Origin of the sequence: Amycolatopsis tucumanensis (assembly GCF_021654135.1) — a bacterium.
GTDB lineage: Bacteria > Actinomycetota > Actinomycetes > Mycobacteriales > Pseudonocardiaceae > Amycolatopsis_E > Amycolatopsis_E tucumanensis.
Genome location: NZ_JAKGSD010000112.1, coordinates 1 through 5,698 on the forward strand (window position 1 = coordinate 1; position 5,698 = coordinate 5,698).

General features: G+C 72.2%; 3 protein-coding genes. All 3 read right to left on the reverse strand.

The window, feature by feature from the left end:
• Positions 1-92 precede the first annotated feature (92 nt).
• Positions 93-1,472, reverse strand: a complete 1,380-nt coding sequence (locus L2C96_RS43795) for an FAD-binding oxidoreductase (protein WP_237340282.1) — start codon at positions 1,470-1,472, stop codon at positions 93-95.
• A gap of 73 nt (positions 1,473-1,545) precedes the next feature.
• Positions 1,546-2,028 (reverse strand): hypothetical protein, encoded by a 483-nt coding sequence (locus tag L2C96_RS43800; RefSeq protein WP_237340283.1) that lies wholly within the window; start codon positions 2,026-2,028, stop codon positions 1,546-1,548.
• A gap of 3 nt (positions 2,029-2,031) precedes the next feature.
• Positions 2,032-5,698, reverse strand: a 3,667-nt coding sequence (locus tag L2C96_RS43805; RefSeq protein ID WP_237340284.1) for a DUF6531 domain-containing protein, incomplete at its 5' end; no start/stop codon positions are given.

The following is a 5,698-nucleotide window of genomic DNA, read 5'->3' on the forward strand; positions in this document are numbered from 1 at the left end:
CGACCAAAGATCGGCTGTGGATCGGGGGCGGGGGAGGTCTGGTTGGGGTAGTCGGTGGCGTTGCGTTGCCGGGCGGCGGTTTGTTGTTTGTGTTAAACGAAAACCTTGCCTGGGTTCAGGATTCCGTGTGGGTCCAAGGCATTTTTGACCGCGCGGTGCATCTCCAGCACCTCGTGGCTAACCTCGCAACGCAAGCCGCCGCGTTTGAGCAAGCCGATTCCGTGCTCGCCGGTCACCGTGCCGCCCAGCTCTACCGCGTCGGCGATGATGTCCTCGAATGCGGCCTGTGCCCGGCGCCGGGCCGCGTCATCCCCGATGGGTGTGATGAGCAGCGGGTGGAGGTTTCCGTCGCCGGCGTGGGCGATGTTCGCGATCAGCGTGTCGTGCCTGGCGGCGGCCTTTTCGATCCGCGCCAGCATCTCCGGCACCAGCGCTCGCGGCACGCACACGTCCTCGGTGAGCACCGGGCCGAGCCGTTCCAGCGCGGGGTACGCCAGGCGCCGTGCGTCGAACAGGGCTTCGGCCTCGTGCTCGTCCGTGGACAGCGCCGCCCAGTTCGCGCCGGCCTCCTCGAAGCACCGCAGGATCGTGCGGGCCTCCTCCTCGCCGGCATGCCCCGGAGTGTCGACGCGGCCCAGGAGCACGACGTTCGCCTCGGTGGACAGGCCCATGTTCTTCCACGCGTCGACCGCCTCCAGGCAGTGCCGGTCGACCAGCTCCAGCGCGGACGGGATCACCCCCGACGCGGACACCGCGCTCACCGCCTCACCGGCGGCGATCACCGAGTCGAAGTACCCGGCGATGGTGCGCTCGGGCTCGCGCCGCGGACGCAGCCGCACCGTCACCTCGGTGATCACCCCGAGCGTGCCCTCGGAACCGACCATCAGGCCGCACAGGTCGTACCCGGCGACGCCCTTCGCGGTGCGACGGCCCAGCCGCACGACCTCGCCGCGCCCGGTGACCACCTCCAGCGCCAGCACGTAATCCCTGGTCACGCCGTACTTCACGCAGCACAGCCCGCCGGCGTTGGTGGCCACGTTCCCGCCGATCGTCGACCACGGCGAGCTCGCCGGGTCCGGCGGGTACCACAGCCCCTGCTCGGCGCAGGCCGCCCGCAGGTCGTCGTTCACCACGCCCGGCTGCACGACCGCGAGCCGCTCGGCCCGGTCGATCTCCAGCACCGAGTCCATCGACTCGAACGAGATCATGATGCAGCCGTCGACGGCGTTCGCCCCGCCCGACAGGCCCGTCCCGGCCCCGCGGGGAACCACGGGGATCCGGTGCTCAACCGCGAACCGCACGACGTCGCGCACCTCGGCGGTCCCGCGCGGCCGCACCACCGCGGCGGCCTGCCCGTATTCGGCCCACTCCGCGTGGTCCTGCAGGTAGGACTCGACCACGGCCGGGTCGTCCACCACGCGCTCAGCCGGAACGACCCGCCTCAGGGCGGCCACCAGTGTCGGGGAATCCATCACAACCTCCACCGAGGAGGCTACCGGTGTGACGACGGCCGCCAGGCCCGCTGAGCGGCAGGTGAGACCCCCGCTACAGCTCGCGCAACCGGCCGTCGTCGTCCCGGAGGTGCCCCGGCGCCACCAGGAACGCCTGGTACTCGTACTCCTCCTCGTAGAACACCACGAGACGGTCCTTCCCGGCGCCGATCGCGGTCCAGCCGTACCCCAGCACCTCGCCGATCTCCTCCGCCCAGCGGTCGTCCCGCGCGGCGCAGTAGAGCCACGGGAAGTCGTCCACCCCGGTGAGCACGTACAGCCGCCCGTCGAGCCCGGCCCGTGCGGCGAACTCCGCCTGCCAGGCGCGGATCTCGTCGTCGTCCGCCGACTCGGGCAGCACCGAGTCCGGCTCGGCGGTCGTCCGCCGGGTCTTGACGAACTCGTCGCGCAGCCACTCCGGGAAGTCCGGCCACTGGGCGAACTCACCGGTGTCGAAAGCGGACAGACGGTCCTTGAGCTGTTCGGCCTTCTTCGCCTGCAGCAACCGGAGCCGCCGGTCGCGCGCGGACCCGGTCACGGCTCAGTCACCCGCCGGCCAGCTCGGAGCATGCGACCCATAGTAGTAGTGGTGCGGACCATCGACCCGGTCGTACTTCTCACCGATCACCACCCCGTCGTGGCCCGCCTTCGGCTGGTAGGCGTGGAAGTGCGGGTGCGGCGCGCGCGGGTCGTTCGTGTGCTCGGCGATCACCCTCGGGCCGTTCGGCGTCTCGTACTCGTAGTAGCGGCCGTGTGCGCCGGGGGCGCTGTCGTAGTGGTAGTTGCCCCGCCCCTGCAGGGCCGGGTTGTCACCGACGGTCCACTGCCGCACCGGCGACGCGCTGTTGGGGATGCCGGCCCGGTCGCGCGCGGCGTTGAACGCCTCCCGCCGCTGGTCGAACCACCGGTTGTCGCCCTTGGGCAGTTCTTCCTTCTGCGCGTCGCAGTCGCGGCAGGGCACCAGTCCCAGCGGGTCGAGCCACGTCATCGGGTTCGGGACGTAGGCCTGCGGGTTCGGCCCGGCGACCAGGCCGAGCGGGTCCTGGCTCGCGTAGCGTCCGAGCTCGGGCACGTAGTAGCGGTGGTAGTTGTAGTCCAGACCGCTCTCCGGGTCGTGGTACTGCCCGGGGAACCGCAACGGGGTGTCGGCGGCGCCGACTCCGGCGACCAGGCCCCACACCGACCTGGTCGCCCGCCAGGCCAGGTTGCCCGCGGCGTCCACCAGTTCGGTCGGGGTGCCGATCAGGTCGGTCACGATGCCGTAGAACTCGCGGTCGACCCAGGCCTGGTCGCGGGTGTTCCAGAGCCGCTCGGTCTGGCTCACCGGCTGCAGCGTGTCCGGCAGCCAGTGCCACGCCTTGGTCCGGCCACCGGATTCGATCTGCTCCACCAGGACCGTGTCGTCCCAGACGAAGTCGGTCCGCTCGGCGACGGTGTGCCCGTCCGCGGCGATGCGCTGCTTGCTGATGCGCCGCCCCAACGCGTCGTAGGCGTACCGCCACCGCGTCCCGTCCGGGGTGACCAGCCCGACCAGCCGATCTTCGCCGTCCCAGGCGAAGTGCCAGTTGTCCGGTTTCGCGGACAACCGCTTCCGCTGACGGAGCACCATCCGCCCCTGACGGTCGTAGGCGTACCGGACGTTCCCCGCGGCGACCGTGAGCGTGCCGCTGACCTCGCGCGGCCCGCTCGCCTCGGGATCGGCCGGGTCGTGCGCGGCCCGGAGGTTGCCCACGCGGTCGTAGTCGTAGCGCTCCGCCCAGCCCGCGCCGCGGACGCCGACGACCCGACCGGCCTGGTCCAGGTCGAACTCGCGGAGCCCGCCGAGCTGATCGGCGGTCGCCACGAGCTGGTCGTCCGCGCGGTACCGGTAGGTGCGGTGCTGGATCCGCCGGACCGGCGACGCGGCCGACACCGCGGACAACGTCTGCGCGAGGAGGCGGTTGCCCGCGTCCCACTCCTGCGCCAGGGAGATCCCGGTGTCGAGCAGGCGTTCCACTTCCCGGCCCGCGCTGTCGTAGCGGAAGCTCATGGTGCGGCCCGCGGCGCTCAGCACGGACGGCCTGCCGCCCGCGTCGTAGCTCCACCGGCTCTCCACGCCCGTCGGGGTGCGCTGGTACACCGGCCTGCCGAGCAGGTCGTACCGGGACTCGACGGTGCGGCCGTTGACGGTTTCGGCGACGACGCGCCCGGCCTCGTCCCGCTCGAAGCGCACGTCGGCGTCGGCGTTCACCGCGCGTACCAGGCGTCCCGCCGCGTCGTAGGTGAACCGGGCCGGCGGCGCGTCGCCCGTCTGCCGCTCGACGAGGTTCCCCACCAGGTCGTAGGTGAAGCGCGTGGTCTCCCCCGCACCGTTCGTCCGCGACACCACCTGCCCAGCCGCGTCGTAGGTGTAGGCGAGGGTCCGGCCGGTGAAGTCCGTCTCGCGGACGAGGTTGCCGACGGCGTCGTAGACGTACCGCCACTCCGAGCCGGCCGCGTTGCGCACGACGACCGGCCGCATCTTCTCGTCGTAGGTGTACTCGAGGCGGTTCCCGTCCGGGGTCGTGACGGCGGCGGGCAGGTCGAAGTGGGTGCTGACGACGTGCGTCAGCTCGCCCGCGGCGCCGGCTCCCGCGGTCTGGTTGCCTTCCCCGTCGTACTGCCAGCGCTCGACCGTGCCGTCCGGACCGGTGCGGGACAACAGCAGCCCCTCGACGGTCCAGGTGTAGGTGGTGGTCGCCCCGGCCGGGTCGGTCCGGGACCGGATCCGGCCGAACTGGTCGCGGCCGAACAGGTTCACCGCGCCGTCCGGGCCGGTCATGGCGACGGGGAGACCGGCGTCGTTGGTCTCGACCTGGTGCACGCCGCCCAGCGGATCGACGATCGCCGCCAGGTGGTTGCGTTCGTCGTACCGGTACCGGGTCACGGCTCCGGCGGGGTCGGTGACCGCGACGAGGTTCCCGGCCTCGTCGTAGTCCCGCCGCGTCACCGCGCCCGTCGGCTCGACGGTGGCGACCAGCTGGTCGTCCCGGTCGTAGCTGAACAGCCGCTGGGTGCCGTCCGGGCGGGTCAGGGTCACCAGGTTGCCGGCGTCGTCGTAGCGGTAGGACGTGGTGCGGCCCAGCGGATCCGTCCGGGACAGCAGCCGGTCGTAGCGGTCCCACTCCGAGCGGGTGCTGCCGCCCAGTGCGTCGACCTCTTCGACGATCTGCCGCAGCTCGTTGAAGCGGTAGGTGGTCTCGTGGCCCGCCGCGTCGGTCCACACCGAGACGAGGGCGTCCTGGTCGATCCGCAGCGTTCCGGTGTGCGCGCCGCCGGAACCCTCGGTCCGGACGCACCGGCCAAGGCCGTCGTAGTGGAAGCCGTACCACTCGCCGTTGCGGTCCACCCAGCGCGTGATGCGCCCCGACCGGTCGTAGGCGAAGGTCAGGGGCCGGTTCGACGAGTTGAACACCTCGGTGAGGCGGCCCTCGTCGTCGTAGCCGTACCGGAGCAGCGGGACGTCCGGTGCTCCGTCCGCGCCGCGGAGGGTCAGCGCGGTGATGCGGCCGCCCGCCGCGGTGACCGCCACCCGGTAGTTCCCCGAGTGCCGGAGCTCGCTGGGGGCGCCGTTCTCGTAGTCCACGTCCAGGCGCTGCCCCGTCCGGCCCACGACCGAGCGCAGCGGCAGCTCGCCGTCCGGCGCGCCGTCGACGGGACCGAAGGTGTACCGCTCGCGCTTCTGCCGGTGGGTGACCACGTACTCGTCCCCGGTGCGGACGAGCGGCCAGCGGGCCCCCTCGACCGGGAACACGGGCTGACCGTCACGCACCGGGTGCGGGTAGACCAGGACGCGGCCGTCCTCCGTGACGAAGTAGATCCCGTCGTCCTCGACCTCGAGGCGCTGGTCGAACGTGGACGCCCAGGTCCGCCCGAACCACCGGCCGAGCCGGTAGGCCGAGGCGTGCCGCCGCCGTACGGTCAACGGCAGCACCGCCGGGAGGTCGACGTCCACCTGCGGCAGGATCACCTCGCCGGTGAAGACGTTGATCGGGTCGCCGTTCGTGCAGGTGGAGTCCTCGTCCTGGCCGGACTTGCGCGGGTCCTCGGCAGAGTCTCTGGCCCGGGACGGGCCGTCACCGCCGGCCTGGCCGTTGCCCGGGGTGCCGTCGACGCCGTCCGGGCTGTTCGGCGCGTCCGGGCTCGTGGGGCCGTCGAGGTCCGGCGTGTCGACCTTCCCGCCGCCGCCG